Origin of the sequence: Leisingera aquimarina DSM 24565, assembly GCF_000473165.1 — a bacterium.
GTDB classification, from domain to species: domain Bacteria; phylum Pseudomonadota; class Alphaproteobacteria; order Rhodobacterales; family Rhodobacteraceae; genus Leisingera; species Leisingera aquimarina.
Window position 1 is genome coordinate 496,702 of record NZ_KI421504.1, and the last position, 19,364, is coordinate 516,065.

Sequence of the window (19,364 nt, forward strand, 5' to 3'; positions counted from 1 at the left end):
ATTGCTTTCGCAACCCGCAGACGTTAGCGGTAGGAGCCAGGCCATCGCAATTGCGGCAGGCCGGTCAGGGAAACCGTCACGGACACAGCATGAGCCACATGATCCCCGCCTGGGTGAACGGCGATTTGACACCGGTTGACAAGCTCGCTGCGCATGAGCGCGGGCTGAAGCACAAGGCGGTATCCGTCTTTGTGGTGAAAGGCGTGGAAATCCTGATGCAGCGCCGGGCGATGGGCAAGTACCACACGCCTGGCCTGTGGGCGAACACCTGCTGCACCCACCCGATGTGGGACGAGCAGCCCTCCGCTTGTGCCGTGCGGCGGATGCAGGAGGAGCTGGGCCTGACGGGCCTCTATCCTGAGTTCCGCCACCACCTGGAATACCGCGCCGATGTCGGAAATGGCCTGGTCGAGCATGAAGCCGTGGATGTGTTCCTGGCCCATGCGCACCGCCCCTTGAACATCACCCCCAACCCGGACGAAGTGATGGAGACCCGCTGGGTCGATTACCATGACCTTCTGGCCGAAGTCAGCCGTCACCCGGAACGGTTCACGCCCTGGCTGAAAATCTATCTGCACAATTATGCCGATGTGATCTTTGGCCCCGACCTGATCATCGGCGGCCGACGCTGACCGCTTACTCTTTCTGCCAGCTTGCCCCGCCCTGCGCGCCATGGTTATCTGTGCGCGCAATTAGGGAGTGTACTTATTATGCCCATCCTCATCGCAGGCGGCGGCATTGCGGGGCTGACGCTGGGGCTGACTTTGCATCAGATCGGGGTTCCCTTTCAAATTTATGAGGCCGCGCGCGCGCTGAAACCGATGGGTGTTGGTATCAACCTGCAGCCCAACGCGGTGCGGGAGCTGTTTGATTTGGGGCTGGAGGCGGAGCTGGACTCCATTGGTGTCCCGACCCGGCAGCTGGGGTTTTACAGCAAACTCGGCAAAACGATCTGGGAGGAGCCGCGCGGCACCCGCGCTGGCTATGCTTGGCCGCAGTATTCGGTACACCGCGGAGAACTGCAGATGATGCTCTACCGCGCACTGGCAGAACGTGCCGGGACGGACTGTTTTGAAACCGGCGCACGGGCGGCAGGGTTTGAGAATGCGGCAAAAGATGCCGCGCTGCTGCTGGCAGACGGGCGGCGGATCGAAGGATCGCTGGTGATCGGCGCGGATGGCATCCATTCCGCCCTGCGCGCGCAAATGGTGCCCGATGAGGGCGCGCCGATCTGGAACGGCCGCATCCTGTGGCGCGCAACTATCCGGGCGCCCGCCTTCAAGGGCGGCGCGGCGATGGCAATGATCGGTCACGATCACCTGCGGCTGGTGGCCTACCCGATCTCGGCGCCGGATGCCGGCGGCCGCGTCACCATGAACTGGATTGCGGAGAAGCGCTTTGACCCTTCCGCCCCCTGGCGCCGGGAAGACTGGAACCGGCCCGCTGACATCACTGAGTTCCTGCCCGATTTCGAAGCCTGGCGGTTTGATTGGATCGACGTGCCCGCCCTGATCCGCGGTGCCGGGGCGGTCTATGAATACCCTATGGTGGACCGCAACCCGCTGGAGTGCTGGACGATCGGCAGTGTGACCCTGATGGGCGACGCCGCGCATCCGACTTACCCGGTGGGCTCCAACGGCGCCAGCCAGGCCATCATCGACGCGCGGGTGATCGGCGCACAGCTGCTGAAACACGGGGAGAACGCTGGCGCTCTGCAAGCCTATGAAGCAGAAGTGCGCCCAGTGACGACGGCTGTAGGCCTGGCAAACCGCGCTGGCGGCGGACCGGACGGGGTGCTGCAGCGGGTCGAGGACCTCTGCGGTGGCGAATTCCAGAACATCAGCGAGGTGATTCCGCAGGCGGAACTGGCCGCCCATGCCGCCAAATACAAGTCCATTGCGGGCTTCTCCATCGAGGAGCTGAACGCGCGCGCCCCAACCATCCCGGCAGGCGCCCGCGTCAGCTAGGGCACGCCCGCGGTCCGCCGCGGGTCAAGGGCGGCACAGCCGCCGTGCCGCAGGCACAGTTCACCCTTGACGCGCAGAAGGCCGGTCACACACTCGGCTAGGCGCGTCTAAGGGCAGGCCTGCCCTTAAACCGCTTCTCAGCAACAAGAGAACGCCGCGCTATGCGCGGCGCCACACCCAACTGTAAGGCGCATTCTGCGAATGCGGCAGAACAGGCGGGAGCCCCCGCCCTGCCCCTGTGATTACACGCCAATCACCGCCTGCACCGCGCGCTGCCAGCGGGCATAGGCGGCCTCACGCGCCGCGGGCTGCATCAGCGGCGCGAACTGGCGGTCAAGCTTCCAGGTGTCGGCAAACCCCGTCTGGTCCGGATAGATCCCGGCCCGCATGCCCGCCAGCCAGGCGGCGCCAAGTGCTGTGGTTTCCTGCATCACCGGGCGGTCGACGGCGGCACCCAGGATGTCCGATAGGCTTTGCATGGTCCAGTCGCTGGCGCTCATGCCGCCATCGACGCGCAGGGTCACGGTGTGGTGGCTGTCGTCCTCCCAGTCGGCGCGCATCGCCTCCCACAGATCGCGGGTCTGGTAGGCGACGCTTTGCAGCGCAGCGCGGGCAAATTCCGCCGGGCCGGAATTGCGGGTCAGGCCGAACATGCCGCCGCGGCATTCCGGCTCCCAAAAAGGCGCGCCAAGGCCGGTGAAGGCAGGCACCAGGATCACATCCTGGCCCGGATCGGTCCGCAGCGCCAGCTCGCCCGACTGCGACGCCTCTTCGATGATGCCCAGCCCGTCACGCAGCCATTGTACCGCAGCGCCAGCGATGAAGATCGAGCCTTCCAGCGCATAGGTCGGCTTGCCGTCCAGCTGATAGGCGATGGTGGTCAGCATCCGGTTTTTCGACACCACGGGCGCGTCCCCGGTGTTCAGCAGCGCAAAGCAACCGGTTCCATAGGTGGATTTCATCATCCCCGGCTGGAAACAGGCCTGGCCGATGGTGGCCGCCTGCTGGTCGCCGGCCACGCCCAGGATCGGGATCGCGCCGCCCAGGATTTCCGGATCAGTGGTGCCGAACTCCGCGGCACTGTCCTTCACCTCCGGCAGCATCTGCTGCGGCACGTCCAGCAAGTCGCTGATGGTGCGGCTCCAGCGGCCTTTGCGGATGTCATACATAAGCGTGCGCGCGGCATTCGTCGCGTCCGTCACGTGGGAGGCTCCGCCGGTCAGGCGCCAGATCAGGAAGCTGTCCACCGTCCCGAACAGCAGATCGCCCGCAGCGGACCGCTCCCGGGCGCCCGGAACGGTGTCGAGGATCCATTTCACCTTGGTGCCGGAGAAATAGGGATCAAGCAGCAGCCCGGTGCGGTCGGCCACCATCTCCTCGTGGCCTGCCTTGCGCAGTTCTTCGCAGATGGCGGCGGTGCGGCGGTCCTGCCAGACGATGGCATTGTGAATCGCCTTGCCGCTGGATTTGTCCCAGACCACCGTGGTTTCGCGTTGGTTGGTGATGCCAATACCCGCGATGTCCGCGGCAGAGACATCCAGCTCTGCCATCACCTTGCGGCAGACGGCGACGGTGGTCCCCCAGATCTCTTCCGGGTCATGCTCCACCCAGCCCGCCTGCGGGTAATGCTGGGTGAACTCCTGCTGCGCGGTGCCCGCGACCCGCATTCCCGCATCAAACAGGATTGCCCGGGTCGACGTGGTGCCCTGATCAATTGCCAGAATATAGGTCATCGGCTGCCCTCCAGTCTCCTCTGACCGGGGACAATAAACGCAAAGGTGCTACCGCTACCAGCCCCTACTAATAATTTAGTTTCAAGACTTCGATATTGTCGATCAGACGGATGCCATCCATCCAGGCCGCCGCCAGCAGGCGAGCAGGACGGGTTGGAGTGTCCAGCGCCTCCAGCGTTTCGGCGCAGCGCAGGTCGAAATATTCCACGTCGCCGAATCCCGCCTCTGCCAGCGCCTGGCGCGCGGCGGCCTCAAGCGGTGCCCAGGGGCTTCCCGCCGAAGCCTTGACGGCGGCCTCGCGCATTGCCGCATTCAGCGCCGCGGCCTTGGCCAGCCCGTCCTTTGGCAGCAGCAGATTGCGCGAGGACATCGCCAGCCCGGAAGCTTCCCGCACGGTTGGACAGCCGACCACCTCGATCGGGATGTCCAGATCCCGCGCCATGCGGGTCACCACCATCAGCTGCTGGTAGTCCTTCTGGCCAAAGAACGCTTTGTCGGCGCTGGTCTGCAGGAACAGCTTGGCGACCACCGTTGCCACTCCGTCGAAATGGCCTGGGCGGAAGGGGCCTTCCATCACGTCCGTGATGCTGCCGCCGACCAGGACGTTGGTGGCATAGCCGTCCGGGTAGATCTGGTCCGGGTCCGGAACATAGATCAGATCAACCCCCAGATGGGCGAGCTTTTGCGCGTCGTCAGTTTCGGTCCGGGGATAATTCTCCAGATCTTCCGGCTTGTTGAACTGCTTTGGATTCACGAAGATTGTCACGATCACCCGGTCGCAGGCCTGTTTGGCCGCTTCGGCCAGCGACAGATGGCCCGCATGCAGCGCACCCATGGTCGGCACCAACCCGATGGTTTCGCCGGCTCGGCGCCATTCGGCTGTCTTGGCGCGCAAATCAGACAGGCGGCGCAGGATCGGAGCAGTCATTTCGGAGGTCATCCTTTGGAAGGCGCCTGATCGGCAAACACATGCTCTGCCGCAGGGAAAGAGCGCGCCCGCACTTCAGCAGCGTATTCGGCGATGCCTGCTTCGGCCAGCGGGCCAAGGTCAGCGTAGCGTTTCACGAATTTCGGTTTGAAGGCGGTGAAGAAGCCCAGCATGTCGTCAACCACCAGGATCTGCCCGTCGCAGCCGGCACTGGCACCGATGCCGATGGTGGGAATCGCGACCTCGGCGGTGATCTTGTCGGCCAGTTTCTGCGGCACCTTCTCCAGCACCACCGAAAACGCCCCGGCGTCGGCCACCGCGCGGGCATCCGCCAGCACGGCCTCTGCCTGCGTATCGCGGCCCTGCACCTTGTAGCCGCCCAGGGTGTTGATCGACTGCGGCGTCAAGCCGATATGCGCCATCACCGGGATGCCGCGCTTGACCAGGAAGCGGATGGTCTCTGCCATCTCGACGCCGCCCTCCAGCTTGACCGCGGCGCAGCCGGTTTCCGCCATCAGCCGGGCGGCATTGCGGAAGGCTTGCTGCGGGCTTTCCTCGTATGCGGCAAAGGGCATGTCGATGACCAGCATCGCCTGTTCCAGGCCGCGCGCCACCGCCTGGCCGTGCAGGATCATCATCTCCATGGTGACACCCAGGGTCGAAGTCAGCCCGTGCAGCACCATGCCGACGCTGTCGCCGACCAGCACAAAATCGCAATGCTTGTCCATCAGCCGCGCCATCGGCGTGGTATAGGCCGTCAGGCTCACCAACGGGGTGCTGCCCTTGCGGGCCCGGATGTCTTCGGCGTTGGGCGCCTGTTTCTTGGCTGTTGCGCTCATGGCTTCCTGTCCGCAGTTCGAATAGCGCCCGGATTACCAATTAACGCCGCGTGCTTCCAGTGCGCGAAATGCCGCCCGGCCTTGATTACGCTCGGGAAACAGGGAAACTCGTTTCCAATAGGCGCCATTTTCAGGCCCGCAGATTACACACAGGGAGATTTCAGATGGCCTTCAGAACCTTTGCAGTAGCCGCCAGTTCCGCGCTGGCGCTGATGGCGGGCAGCGCCTGGGCCAAGGACGGCGTCACGATCGGCCTGCAGCTGGAGCCGCCGCACCTGGACCCGACCAGCGCTGCGGCGCAGGCCATCGACTCGGTGGTCTACAGCAACATCTTCGAAGGGCTGACCCGGTTCATGGGCGATGGCTCCGTGGTGCCGGGGCTGGCGGAAAGCTGGGAAATTTCCGGGGACGGCACCGTCTATACCTTCAAGCTGCGCGAGGGGGTGCGTTTCCATGACGGCAGCACGATGGATGCAGAAGATGTGAAATTCTCGCTCGACCGCGCCCGGGGGGAAGACAGCACCAACGCGCAAAAGGCGCTGTTTGAGGGGATCACGGCCGTGAATGCGGTGGACCCGCAGACCGTGCAGATCACGCTGGACGCGCCGAACGGCAGCCTTCTGTTCAACCTCGCCTGGGGTGATGCGGTGATCGTGGCGCCGGAAAGCATCGACGGCATCAAGACCGATCCCGTCGGTACCGGCGCCTATACCTTCCAGGAGTGGGTGCAGGGCGACCGCATCACGCTGGCGCGCAATCCGGAGTACTGGGGCGATCAGCCCGCGCTGGCATCTGCCACTTTCAAATTCATATCCGACCCGACCGCTGCCTTTGCCGCGATGATGGCGGAGGATATCGACGCCTTCGACAACTTCCCGGCGCCGGAGAACCTGCCACAGTTCGAGGCCGACCCGCGGTTCCAGGTCCTTGTAGGCTCTACTGAAGGGGAAACGATCCTTTCGACCAACAACAAGCAGCCCCCTTTTGACGATGTGCGCGTGCGCCAGGCGCTGGCCCATGCCATCGACCGGCAATCCATCATCGACGGTGCCATGTTTGGTTACGGCACCCCGATCGGGACGCATTTTGCACCGCACAACCCGGCTTACAGGGATCTGACCGGCCACTCTGCCCATGACCCGGACAAGGCCAGGGCGCTGCTGGCCGAAGCGGGCTTTGCCGATGGCTTCGAGACCACCCTGCACCTGCCGCCGCCCTCTTATGCCCGCCGCGGCGGCGAGATTGTCGCCGCGCAATTGGCCACCGTGGGGATCAAGGCTGAGATCATCAACGTGGAATGGGCGCAATGGCTGGAAAGCGTGTTCCGCGGCAAAAGCTTTGGCCTGACCATCATCAGCCATACCGAGCCGATGGATATCGGCATCTATGCCCGGCCCGAGTATTACTTTCAGTATGACAGCAAACAATTTCAGGAGCTGATGGCCAAGCTGAACGCGACCACCGATCCGGAGGCCCGCACCGCGATCCTGCAGGAAGCGCAGGAGAAAATTTCGGCAGATTACGTCAACGGCTACCTGTTCCAGCTGGCCAAGCTGGGCGTGGCCAAGGCGGGGCTGCAGGGATTGTGGGAGAACGCGCCCACCGCCGCCATCGACCTGAGCGCGCTGAGCTGGGCGGAATAGACCCAGCTTGCAACTGATCGCCCGGCCGGCAGGCCGGGCAGCGCCCGGACCGCCCCCGTCAAACCAAAGGTTTGCATCCGGCAAAACGGGGAGGGCGCATCCGCCCCCTCCCAGGCTCGGGCGCTGCCTTCAACGCATCACAGCCCGCGTCTTTCCCGCAGATACGCCACCCGCTCCCGGATTTCCGTCCGTACTTCCCCGCCGCGCGGCTGATCGCGCAGCGTGGTGAACCAATGCTCAGGCGGGTTTCGGCCCATGCGGTTGCCGTTGAACTCCAGCCCGCGCAGCACATCCTGACCGGCCGCAGGCAGGTGCTCCGGCACATCAAACCCGTTCAGCGCGGCCCAGACCCCGGTCCAAAGCCGCCCCACCGACCAGGGGTTATAGCCGCCCCCGCCGAGCACCAGATACCGCGGCGCCATCCCCATCAGCGCCCGCACCACCGCCCAATGCGCATTGTTCGACAGATCCAGATGCGGCAGCGGATCCTCTGTCACAGCATCCGCCCCGCATTGCAGCACGATGGCATCCGGCGCAAAACCCTCCACCGCGGGCAGAATCAGCGCGTCGCGGATATGGGCCATCTCATCATCGTTGAAACTACGCGGCACTGGCATGTTCAGGGCCGAGCCGCCCGCGTCCTCCGTCAGGGTGCCCGTCTTGGGCCAGAGGTTCTCCTCATGCACCGAGATCATCAGCACGTCCCTGTCGCCGGCAAAGCCATGCTCCACCCCGTCGGAATGATGCGCGTCAATGTCCACATAGGCGATCCGCTGCGCGCCATGATGGCGCAGCGACAGCATCGCCAGCACCGGATCGTTCAGATAGCAAAAGCCGTTGGCCCGGTCCGGCATCCCGTGATGAGTGCCGCCCGCCGGATTGTAGACGATGCCGCCGCTTGCCAGCAGCTCCCCCGCCAGGATCGACCCGCCCGCGGCGGTGGCAGGGCGGCGGAAGATTTCCGGGAACACCGGGTTTGATATGGTGCCCAGGTGATGCCGGGTGCGCACTTCTGCGCTTACCTCCTGCGCCGCCTCCGCCGCCTGCAGCGCGGCGATGTATTCGACCGTGTGCCAGGCGGTCAGCGCTGTTGGCTTGGCACGGGGGGAATTCACATAGACCTGGTCCGGCAGCCAGCCCAGCGCGCGAGAGAGGTCCATCACGGTCGACACCCGCGGCACCCGCAAGGGATGGGTACGGCCATAGGAAGAGCCGCGGTATATTTCTGATCCGATGAACAGGGGGCGGGACAGCATGGCTCAGTGATAGCCGGTTTCGAACAGATGCCAAAGGTGCTGCGGTCCGTTTCCGCAGGCAAGCGGCCAAGCCTTTGACGTTGAGCATTTTTGCCCGGCAGCTCCGGATTCCCTCCACCGCCCACTGGACCCGCCCGCCCCGCACTCCTAACGTGGCAGCCATGCTGCGTTATGCCCTGAAGCGCCTGTTGTCACTGATCCTCAGCCTGGCCGTTGCCTCGCTGGTGATCTTCCTCGTGGTGGAGGTTGCGCCGGGCGATCCGGCCTCCTTCATGCTGGGGGTCAATGCACAGCCCGATACTATCGCCGCGCTGCGGGCAGAGCTGGGGCTGGATCAGGGAAAGCTGGCCCGCTACCTCAGCTGGGCTGCGGGCATGCTGAGCGGAGATTTCGGCACATCCTACACCTACCGCACGCCGGTTGCCGGGATGATCGCAGACCGGCTGTGGGTGTCGCTGCCGCTGGCGCTATATGCGCTGACGCTGTCCACCCTGATTGCCTTTCCGGCCGGCATCTACGCCGCCGCCCGCCGCGGCAAGCCGGGCGATTTAGCGGTGATGGGCGCAACCCAGCTGGGCGTCGCAATGCCGAATTTCTGGTTTGCGATGATGCTTGTGCTGATCTTTGCCATCAACCTGCGCTGGTTCGGCGCCGGCGGGTTTCCGGGCTGGGACACCGGGCTTTGGGCGGGCCTTCATGCGCTCACCCTGCCCGCGATTGCACTGGCGCTGCCGCAGGCGGCGATCCTGACTCGTGTGATGCGCTCTGCCCTTCTGGACATTCTGGGCGAGGATTTCATGCGCACTGCCCGCGCCAAGGGGCTTTCACGCCGCCAGGCGCTGTGGCGGCACGGGGTACGCAACGCTTTGATCCCGGTGCTGACCATCATCGGCCTGCAGTTTTCCTTCCTGCTGGCAGGCGCCATCATCATTGAACAGGTCTTCTATCTGCCCGGCCTCGGGCGGCTGGTGTTCCAGGCGATCTCCTCGCGCGATCTGATCGTGGTGGAGTCGGTGGTGATGCTGCTGGTCTTTGCCGTCATTACGGTGAATTTCCTGGTAGATCTCGCCTATGCGCTGGTCGACCCGCGCCTCAGGAGCCGGACATGACCCGCAACCTGATCCTTGGCGGCCTGCTGTCCTCTCTGATGCTGCTGGCGGCTGCGGCGTCGTTCCTGTGGACGCCGTTTGACCACGCGGCAATGAACATCCCGGCCAAGCTGCAAACACCGAACGCGCAGCACTGGCTGGGCACCGATCATTTCGGGCGCGACCTGTTGTCGATGATCATGGTCGGCGCCCGCACCTCCATCGCCGTGGCATTGGTGGCCGTTGGTATCGGCATGGGTGCGGGTGTGCCGCTGGGCCTGGCGGCTGCGGCCCGTAAGGGGTCGTGGCTGGATGAGGGGATCATGCGCGGCAATGATCTGGTCTTTGCCTTCCCATCGCTGGTGATCGCGATCCTGATCACCGCCGTCCTTGGCGCCGGAGCCGTCAATGCCATAATCGCCATCGGCATCTTCAACATCCCGGTCTTCGCCCGCATCACCCGCGGCGCAGCGCTGAGTCTGTGGGAACGGGAATTCATCCTGGCCGCGCGGGTCGCGGGCAAGGGCGCGGCGCGGATCTCCGCCGAGCACATCCTGCCCAATGTTATGAACCTGCTGATCGTGCAGGGCACTATCCAGTTCTCGCTCGGCATCCTTGCGGAGGCGGGCCTCAGCTACGTTGGCCTGGGTGCACAGCCGCCCACGCCCAGCTGGGGACGGATGCTGGCCGATGCGCAAACCATGGTCAGCTTTGCCCCGCATCTTGCGCTGGTGCCGGGCCTGGCCATCATCCTGACCGTGCTGGGGCTGAACCTGCTGGGCGACGGGCTGCGCGACCACCTCGACCCAAAACTGAGGGTGGCGCGCGCATGACTCTTCTGGATGTCACCAGCCTGTCGGTCAGCATCGGCGCCTTTCAGGTGCTACAGGATGTGTCCTTCCACGTTGATCCGGGCGAGATCGTGGCTGTTACCGGCGAAAGCGGGTCGGGCAAGTCGATGACCGCACTCGCCATCCTGCAGCTGCTGCCGGACCTTGCGGAGGCCAAGGGCTACATCACGCTGAACGGTACCCAGCTGCTGGAGCAGTCCGAGGACGGGATGTGCGCGATCCGCGGCCAGTCCGCGGGCATGGTGTTTCAGGAGCCGATGACTGCGCTGAACCCCGTGAAGACCATTGGCGCGCAGGTGATGGAGACGATCCTGATCCACAAGGCAATGCCGCGTGAACAAGCCGAAGCCCGGGCGCGGGAAGTGCTGGACCGGGTTGGCCTGCCTGAGGACCGTTTCCCGCTGTCCCGCTATCCGCATGAGCTGTCAGGCGGCCAGCGCCAGCGAGTGGTGATCGCCATGGCGATTGCCCTGCGCCCCAAGCTGCTGATCGCGGATGAGCCGACAACCGCGCTGGACGTAACCACCCAGGCGCAGATTCTGGAGCTGCTGAGGGATCTGGTGCAGGACTATGGCATGGGGTTGCTGATCATCACCCATGACCTGGCGGTGGTGGCGGACCTGGCTGACCGCATCCTCGTCATGCGGAACGGCAGTGTGGTGGAATCCGGCCACACCGTCTGGCTGCTGCGCAACATGCGCCACCCCTACACGCGGATGCTGTTTGAAGCCTCGAACCATCAGGTGGCACTGCCCCAGCAGCCTGCAACGGCGCCGCTTCTGGAAGTCAGGAATGCGGTGCGCGACTACAGGACACCACGCGAATCGCTATTCTGCAAACCCGGCACCTTCCGCGCAGTGAACGATGTCTCTTTCACCCTGAACCGTGGAGAAAGGCTGGGGCTGGTGGGAGAGTCGGGCTGCGGAAAATCGACCCTGACACGGGCGATTCTTGGGTTGGAGCCGCTGCAAGGCGGCGAGATTCGCCTGGACGGTCAGCCTGTGACGACTCACCTCAAACCTGCGAGTCGGCGCAAAGTCCAGGTTGTGTTCCAGGACCCCTACGGCAGCTTCAATCCGCGCCATAAGGTTGAGCGGCTGGTCACCGAACCCTTCCATACGCTGCCTGATCCGCCAACCGGTGCGGCGCACAGGGATCTGATTGCCGAAACCCTCACCGCCGTGGGCCTGTCGCCTGACGACGCACAGAAGTACATCCACCAGTTCTCCGGCGGCCAACGCCAGCGCATCGCCATCGCCCGCGCCCTGATCACCCGGCCCGAGCTGATCATCTTTGACGAAGCGGTCTCGGCGCTGGATGTCTCTGTCCGGGCCCGTATCCTCGACCTGCTGGCAGAACTGTGTGCGGCCTATGCCCTCACCTATCTGTTCATCAGCCACGATCTGAGTGTTGTGCGCACGATCACCGACCGCTGCCTGGTGATGCGACACGGCGAGATCGTCGAGCAGGGCGAAACCGAAGCCGTGTTCAGCAATCCCCAGCACCCTTACACGCAGCAGCTGATTGCCGCGGCGCCGGTGCTGCCGGATCTGGACCTGGGCGCAGCATGACCCTGTCGCTGGCGTTGATTATGCCGCGAGAGCGGGCCTTGCTGGCCGCTGCGCTGGCACCCTATTTTGCGGAAACGGCGCCGCACGCGGCGATCGATCCTACGGAGCGTGCAGGCCAGATGCTGCACCGCAAGGATGTGACGGCTTTCTGGATTAGAAACGGTGCCCAGCGAATTGGTTTTGCCATTGTGCTGAACCTGACCGATGACCGCCGCGAACTGTCGGAGTTCTGCATTCTGCCGCAGCACCGCCGCCGGGGCTGGGGCCAGGAAGCTGCCTGCCTTATCCTGCAGGAGTTTCCGGGGCGCTGGCGCATGGGATTGTCCAAATCCTCACGCGAGGCAGTGGCGTTCTGGGGCACATGTCTCAGCTTTCTGCCCGGCCTCCGGGACTTGCGCGAGGGCGCGCCCTTCACCGGACATCAGATCAAAAGCTACACATTCGACGTTGCAGGAGCCCATGATGACTGACGCCTCCCCTCTCTGGTTCGATCCCGCGCTGTGCCTCATCGGCGGCGCTTGGCATCCTGCCGCCAGCGGCGGAACCCTGCCGTTGGTGAACCCCTCGGACGGCAGCGAAATCTGCCGGATCCCCCGTGGCGGAGCCACCGACACCGAGGCTGCGGTTCAGGCCGCAGATGCTGCCTTGGACGGGGAATGGGGCGCCATGACGCCACTGGAGCGCGGCCGCATCCTGACCCGGATCGGACAGCTGGTGCTGGAGAAGGTGGAACAACTGGCCGTGCTGGAAGCGATGGATGTGGGCAAGCCGCTGACCCAGGCGCGGGCCGATGCGCTGGCGCTGGCGCGCTACTGCGAGTTCTACGGCGGCGCGGCGGACAAGGTGACGGGAGAAACCATCCCCTATCTCGGCGGCTACACCGTCTATACGCTGCGGGAGCCGCATGGGGTGACGGGGCATATCGTGCCCTGGAATTACCCGATGCAGATCATCGGGCGTTCAGTGAGTGCGGCGCTTGCAATGGGAAATGCCTGTGTTCTGAAACCTGCCGAAGAAGCCTGCCTGACGGCGCTGGCATTTGCCCATCTCGCGGTTGAGGCCGGGCTGCCCGCCGGGGCGCTGAACGTGGTGCCGGGGTTGGGGCCCGAGGCCGGAGCGGCGCTGGCGGGGCATCCCGGCGTGCAGCATATTTCCTTCACCGGCTCGGTGCGCACCGGGGCACTGGTGCAGCAGGCGGCGGGCGCCAATGTGGTACCTGTCACGCTGGAGCTGGGCGGCAAGTCTCCGCAACTGGTGTTCGGCGATGCGGATCTGGACGCCGCCCTGCCGTTCCTGGTGAACGCAGGGATACAAAACGCGGGCCAGACCTGTTCGGCCTCCTCGCGCATTCTGGTGCAACGCGGGGTTTATGAGGACGTGAAGGCACGGATGGCAGAGGCCTATGGCGCGCTGACCGTTGGGCCTGCAGCAGAGGATCTGCGGGTCGGACCGCTGATCTCTGCCCGCCAGAAACAGATTGTCGAGGGCTATCTAGAACAAGGCGCGGACCTGCCAGTGGCGGGGCGCGGGAAAATCGTTCCCCATGCGCCAGAGAGCGGTGCCTATGTGCAACCAACCCTGTTTGCCGATGTGCCGCCGGATCACGTGCTGGCACGGGAGGAGGTTTTTGGGCCGGTACAGGTGCTGATCCCGTTCGACACCGAAGACGACGCGTTGCGGATTGCCAACAGCACCGATTACGGGCTGGTTGCCAGCGTCTGGACCCGCGACGGGGCGCGGCAGATGCGGCTGGCGAAACGTCTGAATGCAGGACAGGTTTTCATCAACAATTACGGCGCCGGCGGTGGGGTGGAGCTGCCCTTTGGCGGTGTCGGGAAATCCGGCCACGGGCGGGAAAAGGGATTCGAGGCGCTCTATGGGTTTTCGCAATTAAAGACCGTGGCGGCGCATCATGGCTGAGATAAGCCAATAGGTCAGCACTGTTGCCCCAATGTTTCGCGCGCGAAACATTGGGGCAGAATTTCTGCCACTAATTGTACCGTTTGGCAGGATACCTGCCGCAAGACCGGCGAAGTGTTATCAGACGATTACCGCCTGCCGTTCCTGCTTGCCGACACCGAAAACCCGCTTGTAGCGCTCGATTTCATCCGCAGGCCCCATCGCCTTTTCCGGGTTGTCCGACAGTTTCACAGTGGGTCGGCCATTGGCGGCAACCGCTTTGCAGACCAGCGAGAAAGGCGCCAGCGCGTTATCCTTCACCAGCCCGCGGAAATCGTTGGTCAGCAGCGTGCCCCAGCCGAAGGAGATCTTGGTACGGTTCGAGAACTGCGCGTGCAGGTCCTGGATCTGCTGCACGTCCAGCCCGTCGGAAAAGATCACCCGTTTCTCCGCCGGATCCTCGCCGCGGTCTTTCCACCAGTTGATCGCCACCTTGGCGCCCTTGGCCGGGTCGCCGCTGTCGATACGGATACCGGTCCAGCCGGCCAGCCAATCAGGCGCGCGGTCCAGGAACCCCGTGGTGCCATAAGTATCCGGCAGGATGATGCGCAGGTTGCCTTCGTGCTCGTCATGCCAATCGGACAGCACGTCATAGGGCGCTTGGGCGAGCTTCGCGTCATTTTCAGCCAGCGCGGAATAGACCATCGGCAGCTCATGGGCATTGGTGCCGATTGCCTCCACCTCGCGGCGCATGGCGATGAGGCAATTGGAGGTGCCGGTGAATTTATCGCCCAGCCCCTCATGCATCGCCTGGACGCACCAATCCTGCCAGAGGAAGGAATGGCGGCGACGGGTGCCGAAATCGGCGATGGTCAGCCCATCCACGTCCCGCAGACGCTCGATCTTTTCCCAAACCTTGGTCATGGCGCGGGCATAGAGCACCTGCAGCTCAAACCGGCCCATGCTGTTGATCACCGCCCGGCTGCGCAGCTCCATCAGCACCGCAAGCGCCGGGATCTCCCACAGCATCACCTCGTGCCATTTGCCCTCGAACGTCAGCTCGTACTGATCGCCCCTGCGTTCCAGATGATAAGGCGGCAGACGCAGACCCTCGAACCATTCCATAAAATCGGGACGGAACATCTGCCGCTTGCCATAGAAGGTATTGCCGCGCAGCCATGTGCTTTCACCGCGGCTGAGCGACAGCGAGCGGATGTGATCCAGCTGTTCGCGCAGCTCGCCCTCGTCGATCAGTTCGGCCAGAGGCACATGCGCGGAGCGGTTAATCAGCGAGAAAGTGACAGTCGTGTCCGGTTTGTTGCGGAACACTGACTGGCACATCAGAAGCTTATAGAAATCAGTATCAATCAGCGACCGGACGATCGGATCGATCTTCCATTTGTGATTGTAGACGCGGGTTGCAATATCCACCGGCAGCCTCGTGCATAAGGGTCACTGATTGATAGAATAGCCCGCCTGCCGGGGCAAGGAATTCAACCCGCGCGGCGCGCTTGTGCCTGCGGTGCCAGTTGGCCCAGCACGTCTAATAGCACAGCCCGGTTGATCGGCTTGCTCATGAAGTCATCCATACCGGCATCCAGGCAAGCCTTGCGATCGGAGTCGAAGGCATTGGCGGTCAGAGCCACAATGGCCGGCTGCAGGCGGGCCCGGGCACGGATTATCCGGGTGGCTTCCAGCCCGTCCATTTCCGGCATCGACATATCCATCAGAATGACATCCGGGGCAAAGTTCTCAAAACGTGCCACTGCCTCGCAGCCATTTTCGGCAAAGGCCAGTTCCACCGGGGCGGATTGCAGGAATTTTTCAATCAGCACCCGGTTTACCGCGTTGTCCTCGGCCACCAGAACCCGCAGGCCGTCCAATGCCGGGGACTCGTCTGGATAGGCCGGTGCGGCTGCGGTTGCAGGCTCCGCCTGAGGTGCCTGCAACCGCAGCCGCACCGTAAAACAGGACCCCAAGCCAAGTTCAGACGTGACCGAGATACTCCCGTCCATCGCTTCCGCCAAACGGCGGGAAATGGCCAGCCCAAGCCCGGTGCCGCCAAAGCGGCGGCTGATTGCAGCATCCGCCTGGGAAAAACGCTCAAACACCTTGCCAAGTTTATCCGCAGCGATGCCAATGCCGGTATCTGCCACCGAGAACACCAGATCGTGGCCCGCTCCGGATACCGCCGGTTCGGCATCCAGTGTCACCAGCACCCGGCCCTGGTCGGTGAACTTGATCGCATTGCCAGTGAGGTTCATCAGAACCTGCCGGATCCGCCGGTCATCCCCCTGCAGCAGACAGGGCACACGCCCCGTGATTTTCAGTACCAGCCTCAGCCCTTTGGCGTCGGCTTGGGCCTGCAGGAGACGTATGGTATCCCCAAAGCAGGCGTGCGGATCAAAGTTGACCTGGCTGAGGCTAAGTTCTTCGGCATCCATTTGCGAAAAGTCGAGGACATCATTGATCAGCGCCAGCAGGGTATCCGCCGAACTAAGGATGGTGTCGGCGTATAGGGTTTGCTCTTCGTTCAAGCTGCTGTCGCGCAACAGCTGCGCCATGCCGATCACCCCGTTCATCGGTGTGCGGATTTCGTGGCTCATCGTGGCCAGAAAATCAGTCTTGGCCCGGGCGCCTTCCTCGGCGGCGATACGGGCTTGTTCCAATTGCTGGGCATGTTCCTTGGCGGCGGTGATGTCACGCTCCACTGCAATCAGCGTTTCCAGCTCGCCGTCGGCGTTCAGCATCGGCACCTGGCTGGTCTCAATCCAGACCCGCCGGCCGTCCTTGCAGCGGTTGCGGATTTCCACCCGCAGAGGACGCGCATGGAGAACGCTGTCTTGCAGCAGCCGGATGGTCTCAGCGTCCGTCTCACCGCTGTTCAGCAAATCACCGGGCAACTGGCCCTGCGCCTCGTCAAAGCTGTAACCGGTGATGCGGGTGAAACTGTCGTTCACCCAGGTGATGCGCCCGTCGCGGTCCATCAACATCACACTGTCGTTGGCATTTTTGGCAACCAGCGCCAAGCGCTTGGCCTCCATTTTCTGATCGGACAGCCGGACATAGGCGGCTTCCAGTTCCTCCTGCTGAAGGGCCTGGGCCAGCATGGCCCTGCGGGTCCGGCTGAAATTGCGTGTGACATAGGTCAGAAACCAGAAAAAGGAGGTAAAAAGCACAAGCAGCCCGGCCAGATGCGGATAATACGTCGGCGCCAGGACCGGTGTTTCAACGATCTCCGCTGCCAGAAAGACCACCGGCAACCCAGCATAGGTGACAAGTCTGGCAAGGACAGCGCGCGGGTGATAAGGCAGCACCAGCCCGGCGTTGATCGCCATCCCGGTAAGCAAACCGATGGCAAACAACGGCTCATTATGCGCATGCGTCAGCAGTGCCGGCGTTTCGACCCAGAACGGGACCGACGCGGCCGCGCCAAGCGCCAAGGCCTGCAAAAAGGCGGTCAGCGCCGTCAGCAGCCGCAGCCGCCCCTCACTCATCCCGCCGCGGACCAGGTGTTCTGCCTGGCGCAGCAGAAGACAGTCCACAACATCCCCGGCAAGCGCAAGCGCAAAGGCCAGAAACGCATAAAGCGGCGGCACAGCCAATCCAAGAATGCCAAATGCAAAGAGCATGAACAGCAGGCGGGCCCGGAACGCGCGGACACGGCCGCGGCAATAGCGCAGCAGCAACTCAAGCGATCCATATCGCTTACTGAATTTGGCCAGCGTTCCGTTGCCGGTCCAGTCTGAAGTGTCCATCAATCAGCCTTGGCATCTGTCCGGGTGCCCGCACAGCATAGCAATGCCTTTGTTAACATTTCGCCCCCGTCTCCTTAAGATTGCAAATTAACACCTTCACTCGCCATTTCCTTCAGAGCAGCTTGCAGCGATCCGTTCAGGTCGATAGCGCGGCAGGCGGCCAGATCAACAGTCACATCAAATCCCAACCGCGCCGCATCCAGGGCCGTGAAAGCAACGCAGAAATCAGTGGCAAGCCCAGCCAGGGTCAAACCAGTGATACCGCGGCTGCGCAGGTAGCCCTCCAGCCCGGTGGAAGTGGATTGATCATTCTCGAAGAACCCCGAATAGCTGTCGATCCCCGGCCGGAAGCCCTTGCGGATGATCAGGTCGCCATCGGTGTGCAGGTCTTGGCGGAAGGCCGCGCCCTCGGTGCCTTGAACACAGTGATCGGGCCACAGAACCTGGGTGCCATACGTCATTTCCGTCGTTTCAAACGGATCCTTTCCCGGATGCGAAGACGCAAAGGAGGAATGCCCCGCCGGGTGCCAGTCCTGCGTGAGGATCACTGCATCAAATCTGTCCATCATTGCGTTGATAGGGGCCACCACCTTATCCCCACCGGGCACTGCCAGAGCGCCTCCGGGGCAGAAATCGTTTTGCACATCGACAACGATCAGGGCCTGGAACATCGGCATCTCCTATACTGCGCACACAATATGTAGCGGTGCAGGCGGGGCTTGGGAACTGCTGTTGGCCACCCGCGCCCCGGCGAGACAGGAAAGATACATCCAAAGCCCTTATTTTATTGGCGTTGCGACAGCGGTTCTTTCACTTGAAAACCCGGGCACATGGTTCTAAGGGCGGGGCATGTACACGATTGCTGCTCTCTATCACTTCACCCGTTTCCCCGACCCCGCCGCGATCAGGCCGGCACTTTTGGACCTGTGCAAGGTGCAGGATGTCAAAGGCTCGCTGCTGCTGGCGCAGGAAGGGATCAATGGCACCATCGCCGGCCCGCAGGCTGGCATCGACGCGGTGCTGGCGCATATCAAGGCGCTGCCCGGCTGCGCGGATCTGGACTGGAAAGAGGCCACTGCGGCCGAGCCGCCCTTTGGCAAGATGAAGGTGCGGCTGAAGAAAGAGATCGTCACTATGGGCCAGCCGGACGTGGATCCGCTGGCCTCTGTCGGGCATTACGTCGAGCCGGAAGCGTGGAACGATCTGATCCGGCAGGACGATGTGGTGCTGATCGACACCCGCAACGATTATGAGGTGGCAATCGGCACGTTTGAAGGCGCGATCGACCCCAAGACCGAGTCATTCCGCGATTTCCCAGCCTGGTGGGAGGAGAACAAGGACCGTTTTCACAACAAGCGCGTTGCGATGTTCTGCACCGGCGGCATCCGCTGCGAGAAATCCACCAACTACCTGCTGGGCCAAGGGGTTGAGGACGTCTATCACCTGAAGGGCGGCATTCTGCGCTATCTGGAGGAAATGCCGGCGAACAACAGCACTTGGGACGGCGAATGCTTTGTCTTCGACAACCGGGTGTCGGTGGGCCACGGGCTGGTCGAAGGCCCGCATGAGCTGTGCCACGGCTGCCGCCGTCCGATCTTGCCAGAGGACAAGGCGCGGCCCGAGTTCGAACAAGGCGTCAGCTGCCACCTGTGCATTGACCAGACCTCGGACGCGGATAAGGTGCGGTTCCGCGAGCGGCAGAAGCAGATGAAGCTGGCGCGTGAGCGCGGCGAGGCGCATCTGGGCAGCATCCCGCTTTGAACCCGCGCCAAAACAGACACTAAAAATGCCGCTGCCCGTCGGGACAGCGGCCTTTTCGTGTGTTGCGCAG

General features: G+C 63.4%; 16 protein-coding genes. 9 read left to right on the forward strand and 7 right to left on the reverse strand.

Translation table 11 applies throughout. From position 1 onward, the window contains the following. Positions 1-89: 89 nt before the first annotated feature. Positions 90-632 (forward strand): isopentenyl-diphosphate Delta-isomerase, encoded by a 543-nt coding sequence (gene idi / locus AQUI_RS0106280; protein WP_027256745.1) that lies wholly within the window; start codon positions 90-92, stop codon positions 630-632. A 78-nt stretch (positions 633-710) separates the two neighbouring features. After that, entirely contained in the window at positions 711-1,967 is a 1,257-nt protein-coding gene (locus AQUI_RS0106285) for a flavin-dependent oxidoreductase (RefSeq protein ID WP_027256746.1), read from the forward strand. A gap of 242 nt (positions 1,968-2,209) precedes the next feature. Here the strand turns inward: AQUI_RS0106285 and glpK are convergent, their stop codons facing one another. The 3 genes from glpK to panB form a co-directional block, all read right to left on the reverse strand. Then, positions 2,210-3,700, reverse strand: a complete 1,491-nt coding sequence (gene glpK / locus AQUI_RS0106290) for a glycerol kinase GlpK (protein ID WP_027256747.1) — start codon at positions 3,698-3,700, stop codon at positions 2,210-2,212. Between the two features lie 67 nt (positions 3,701-3,767). Continuing rightward, positions 3,768-4,628: a pantoate--beta-alanine ligase gene (gene panC / locus AQUI_RS0106295; RefSeq protein ID WP_027256748.1), complete on the reverse strand. Its 861-nt coding sequence runs from the start codon at positions 4,626-4,628 to the stop codon at positions 3,768-3,770. Positions 4,629-4,636: 8 nt separating this feature from the next. After that, positions 4,637-5,467, reverse strand: a complete 831-nt coding sequence (gene panB, locus AQUI_RS0106300; protein WP_027256749.1) for a 3-methyl-2-oxobutanoate hydroxymethyltransferase — start codon at positions 5,465-5,467, stop codon at positions 4,637-4,639. 164 nt (positions 5,468-5,631) lie between these two features. Between panB and AQUI_RS0106305 the strand changes: the two genes are divergently transcribed. Continuing rightward, a complete protein-coding gene (locus AQUI_RS0106305) occupies positions 5,632-7,110 on the forward strand; it encodes an ABC transporter substrate-binding protein (protein WP_027256750.1) in 1,479 nt (492 codons plus the stop codon). Between the two features lie 137 nt (positions 7,111-7,247). Here AQUI_RS0106305 and AQUI_RS0106310 read toward each other — a convergent pair whose 3' ends face one another. Next, positions 7,248-8,366 carry an acetoin utilization protein AcuC gene (locus tag AQUI_RS0106310; protein WP_027256751.1) on the reverse strand — a complete coding sequence of 373 codons (1,119 nt, stop codon included), beginning with the start codon at positions 8,364-8,366 and terminating at the stop codon, positions 7,248-7,250. A gap of 161 nt (positions 8,367-8,527) precedes the next feature. Between AQUI_RS0106310 and AQUI_RS0106315 the strand changes: the two genes are divergently transcribed. Genes AQUI_RS0106315 through AQUI_RS0106335 form a run of 5 tightly spaced genes read left to right on the forward strand, consistent with a single transcriptional unit; the run spans position 8,528 to position 13,796 of the window. Beyond that, a complete protein-coding gene (locus tag AQUI_RS0106315; RefSeq protein ID WP_027256752.1) occupies positions 8,528-9,475 on the forward strand; it encodes an ABC transporter permease in 948 nt (315 codons plus the stop codon). Further along, positions 9,472-10,287, forward strand: a complete 816-nt coding sequence (locus AQUI_RS0106320; protein ID WP_027256753.1) for an ABC transporter permease — start codon at positions 9,472-9,474, stop codon at positions 10,285-10,287. Before AQUI_RS0106315 ends, AQUI_RS0106320 begins: the two co-directional genes overlap by 4 nt. After that, positions 10,284-11,876: an ABC transporter ATP-binding protein gene (locus AQUI_RS0106325; protein WP_027256754.1), complete on the forward strand. Its 1,593-nt coding sequence runs from the start codon at positions 10,284-10,286 to the stop codon at positions 11,874-11,876. The genes AQUI_RS0106320 and AQUI_RS0106325 overlap by 4 nt, the downstream gene beginning before the upstream one ends. Continuing rightward, entirely contained in the window at positions 11,873-12,346 is a 474-nt protein-coding gene (locus tag AQUI_RS0106330) for a GNAT family N-acetyltransferase (protein WP_027256755.1), read from the forward strand. The genes AQUI_RS0106325 and AQUI_RS0106330 overlap by 4 nt, the downstream gene beginning before the upstream one ends. Further along, on the forward strand, positions 12,339-13,796 hold the full coding sequence (locus tag AQUI_RS0106335; RefSeq protein WP_027256756.1) for an aldehyde dehydrogenase family protein: 1,458 nt from the start codon (positions 12,339-12,341) through the stop codon (positions 13,794-13,796). Before AQUI_RS0106330 ends, AQUI_RS0106335 begins: the two co-directional genes overlap by 8 nt. Positions 13,797-13,916: 120 nt before the next feature. Here AQUI_RS0106335 and pncB read toward each other — a convergent pair whose 3' ends face one another. The 3 genes from pncB to pncA form a co-directional block, all read right to left on the reverse strand. Next, on the reverse strand, positions 13,917-15,206 hold the full coding sequence (gene pncB / locus AQUI_RS0106340) for a nicotinate phosphoribosyltransferase (protein WP_027256757.1): 1,290 nt from the start codon (positions 15,204-15,206) through the stop codon (positions 13,917-13,919). A gap of 62 nt (positions 15,207-15,268) precedes the next feature. Then, complete coding sequence (locus tag AQUI_RS0106345) at positions 15,269-17,533, reverse strand: PAS domain-containing sensor histidine kinase (protein WP_027256758.1); 2,265 nt, start codon at positions 17,531-17,533, stop codon at positions 15,269-15,271. 74 nt (positions 17,534-17,607) lie between these two features. After that, on the reverse strand, positions 17,608-18,204 hold the full coding sequence (gene pncA, locus AQUI_RS0106350) for a bifunctional nicotinamidase/pyrazinamidase (protein ID WP_027256759.1): 597 nt from the start codon (positions 18,202-18,204) through the stop codon (positions 17,608-17,610). Positions 18,205-18,382: 178 nt separating this feature from the next. Between pncA and trhO the strand changes: the two genes are divergently transcribed. Next, entirely contained in the window at positions 18,383-19,294 is a 912-nt protein-coding gene (gene trhO, locus AQUI_RS0106355) for an oxygen-dependent tRNA uridine(34) hydroxylase TrhO (protein WP_027256760.1), read from the forward strand. Positions 19,295-19,364 lie beyond the last annotated feature (70 nt).

Bases quoted from the DNA above. Each gene is read 5' to 3' on its own strand.
- idi (WP_027256745.1), top strand. From the start codon at position 90: ATGAGCCACATGATCCCCGCCTGGGTGAACGGCGATTTGACACCGGTT.
- AQUI_RS0106285 (WP_027256746.1), top strand. From the start codon at position 711: ATGCCCATCCTCATCGCAGGCGGCGGCATTGCGGGGCTGACGCTGGGG.
- glpK (WP_027256747.1), bottom strand. From the start codon at position 3,700: ATGACCTATATTCTGGCAATTGATCAGGGCACCACGTCGACCCGGGCA.
- panC (WP_027256748.1), bottom strand. From the start codon at position 4,628: ATGACTGCTCCGATCCTGCGCCGCCTGTCTGATTTGCGCGCCAAGACA.
- panB (WP_027256749.1), bottom strand. From the start codon at position 5,467: ATGAGCGCAACAGCCAAGAAACAGGCGCCCAACGCCGAAGACATCCGG.
- AQUI_RS0106305 (WP_027256750.1), top strand. From the start codon at position 5,632: ATGGCCTTCAGAACCTTTGCAGTAGCCGCCAGTTCCGCGCTGGCGCTG.
- AQUI_RS0106310 (WP_027256751.1), bottom strand. From the start codon at position 8,366: ATGCTGTCCCGCCCCCTGTTCATCGGATCAGAAATATACCGCGGCTCT.
- AQUI_RS0106315 (WP_027256752.1), top strand. From the start codon at position 8,528: ATGCTGCGTTATGCCCTGAAGCGCCTGTTGTCACTGATCCTCAGCCTG.
- AQUI_RS0106320 (WP_027256753.1), top strand. From the start codon at position 9,472: ATGACCCGCAACCTGATCCTTGGCGGCCTGCTGTCCTCTCTGATGCTG.
- AQUI_RS0106325 (WP_027256754.1), top strand. From the start codon at position 10,284: ATGACTCTTCTGGATGTCACCAGCCTGTCGGTCAGCATCGGCGCCTTT.
- AQUI_RS0106330 (WP_027256755.1), top strand. From the start codon at position 11,873: ATGACCCTGTCGCTGGCGTTGATTATGCCGCGAGAGCGGGCCTTGCTG.
- AQUI_RS0106335 (WP_027256756.1), top strand. From the start codon at position 12,339: ATGACTGACGCCTCCCCTCTCTGGTTCGATCCCGCGCTGTGCCTCATC.
- AQUI_RS0106345 (WP_027256758.1), bottom strand. From the start codon at position 17,533: ATGGACACTTCAGACTGGACCGGCAACGGAACGCTGGCCAAATTCAGT.
- pncA (WP_027256759.1), bottom strand. From the start codon at position 18,204: ATGTTCCAGGCCCTGATCGTTGTCGATGTGCAAAACGATTTCTGCCCC.
- trhO (WP_027256760.1), top strand. From the start codon at position 18,383: ATGTACACGATTGCTGCTCTCTATCACTTCACCCGTTTCCCCGACCCC.